The organism is Pseudomonas sp. P5_B3, assembly GCF_056400405.1.
Map to the genome: position 1 here is coordinate 1 of NZ_JBFULI010000123.1, position 2,001 is coordinate 2,001.

Annotated in this window: 3 protein-coding genes; 2 read left to right on the top strand and 1 reads right to left on the bottom strand. The window is 51.6% G+C overall.

Going from position 1 to position 2,001, the window contains the following annotated elements; all coding sequences use genetic code 11:
* Positions 1-540 precede the first annotated feature (540 nt).
* Entirely contained in the window at positions 541-750 is a 210-nt protein-coding gene (locus tag AC1DRN_RS29865) for a hypothetical protein (protein ID WP_223462684.1), read from the top strand.
* Between the two features lie 354 nt (positions 751-1,104).
* Positions 1,105-1,542 carry a helix-turn-helix domain-containing protein gene (locus AC1DRN_RS29870; RefSeq protein ID WP_223462683.1) on the top strand — a complete coding sequence of 146 codons (438 nt, stop codon included), beginning with the start codon at positions 1,105-1,107 and terminating at the stop codon, positions 1,540-1,542.
* Between the two features lie 127 nt (positions 1,543-1,669).
* On the opposite strand, the gene AC1DRN_RS29875 is transcribed toward AC1DRN_RS29870, so the two are convergent.
* Complete coding sequence (locus tag AC1DRN_RS29875) at positions 1,670-1,864, bottom strand: DUF7940 domain-containing protein (RefSeq protein WP_223462682.1); 195 nt, start codon at positions 1,862-1,864, stop codon at positions 1,670-1,672.
* Positions 1,865-2,001: the final 137 nt, after the last annotated feature.

Here is a 2,001-nt window from a genome sequence, read left to right on the forward strand (position 1 = left end):
TTGCCTTCTTACCCCGCTGCGCCGCCTCTATCCGCTTCCTGTTCGTCAGGCCAGCATTTTGCCTCGGGCTTCCTTCAGATTCGCAGTCACCCGCAACACCCTTGCCTCTGGCTAACACTTCCCCTTGCCGGGTGTGTAGAGGACTTTCACCTCCAAGTCACCAGCGTGGCCACCACAGCCAAGCTGGTTGCGCTTCGCGCAACGCGCCATGCCTGGCGCACCAACAAAAAAGGGCCCACCTTTCGGTGAGCCCTTCTAGACCGCCCTGCAGAGCGGATTTTGTTTGGTAGGCGCGATTGGACTCGAACCAACGCCCCCACCATGTCAAGGTGACCGGTAATCCACCATAAGCTACTGATCTATAAGAGAAAATTGTCTTTATGCAATACTCTCAAAACCGCTACATACCCCTATAAGAATCAATAACTTATCGTTGTATATTCCTACAGTAGTGCCATCCTTTCCAGGCGTTCTGCCGAACTGAACCTCAAACCCCTAGTTTGCCTCTGCTACGCTTTCTTCGTCCCGGAGAATTAGCACATGCCAAATTCAGATCTATTCCCTTCACTGCTGTTCAAGATCAACGAAAACCAGCTCGCCTTGGAGGCCGCCATCTTGGAGCTTGCGAACTGGGTCGAGCAACGCGGCGCGGCCGATATCGCCGATAACGTCCGCGGCGCCTTGGACACCATCGACAAGAACGAAGAGTTCATCAAGTTTACGCTCGCGGTTCTCATGACGCCGGAGTGAGCTATTTACTCGACGCGCCCCCGATCACTGCTGGGCATGGCACCTTTGCAGCTGCACGGCTCCACCGATGACACAGGCAGAATCCGCAACTCATTAACGAAACTCATGAGAACTTGAAGGTCATCATGCACGGAATCGCCGAATTGATGAACGATTGAGAGCGACCCAGGCGCTGCGTTATTTTCCGTCAGAGCACTCTGCCAACTCCCGTCTAAGCTGACCTGTGCTAACGGATCAGCACCTTTCTTTTTGTTCGACCCCCTTTAATCCCGCCCATGCGGGTTTTTTTTTGCCGTCTATTTACAGTGGGCGCGCCTCTTGGGCTACGCTTTTTTTGTGCATGGAGGAAGCGCTATGCCAGAAGATCTACCCCCCGCCCATCTCAATCCTTCCGATGAGGACTTAATTGCCTTCGGACATACTATCGATGAGGTTGTTGCCTGGATCGACCATCGCGGTCCTACGTGTGTATCTGATCGCATCAACATACCAAAATTACAAACTTGGGCGCTCAACAACCCCCAACGCCTGCTTTCTAACAGCCTAACGATTATCCATTTAACTCGCATGGAATGCGTTGTGCTTGACTTATTAACAAGCAGCGAGGAGCGTGTTGTTAGCAACGAGGAAATCCTTATGAAGTTAAATAAAGACCCTTATAATTACAAAGGATTGCCCATGTGCCTCAGTAGACTGCAAGCGAAATTCAAGAAATTAACTAATGGAGACAGCCTCCTCCGCTCAGTAAGAAGTCGTGGTTACTGCCTTACCCAAACAATAAATCCCGAATGAGTTTTTAAGTCTCTGTTTCATGGCTGAGACCTCCTTCACGAAACAAAGACACTCGATCAAAGTGATCAGTCCTTGATCGCCGTCGCCGGTGATAGCGCCAATTCTGTGAGCTCGCGCCAGTCCTTCCCTAGTTACTCAGCTTGGGCTGCAGGATCACCCGTGCCAGCATCACCAGAATACCCAGAACGCCATAAGCTGCAGGCGGTAGTACCGCCTGCAACTGAGACAGCAGCTGCTCAGCAATACCCAGCGCTGCAATCGCACCGCCAGCCTGAACGCTGGACATCTTCAAAGCATCTTTCCAATTACTAATCAGTTGCATATTTTGTTGCCTCGGGTGTTGGGAAAGGTTCAGGCCAGCACCTTCAGCGCGACTTGGTAAACGCAAACTTCATTTCCGCAGGGCTTACGGCACATCCTTGAAGAAAATGTGGCGCCCGAGCTTCAACGTCTCTTTGG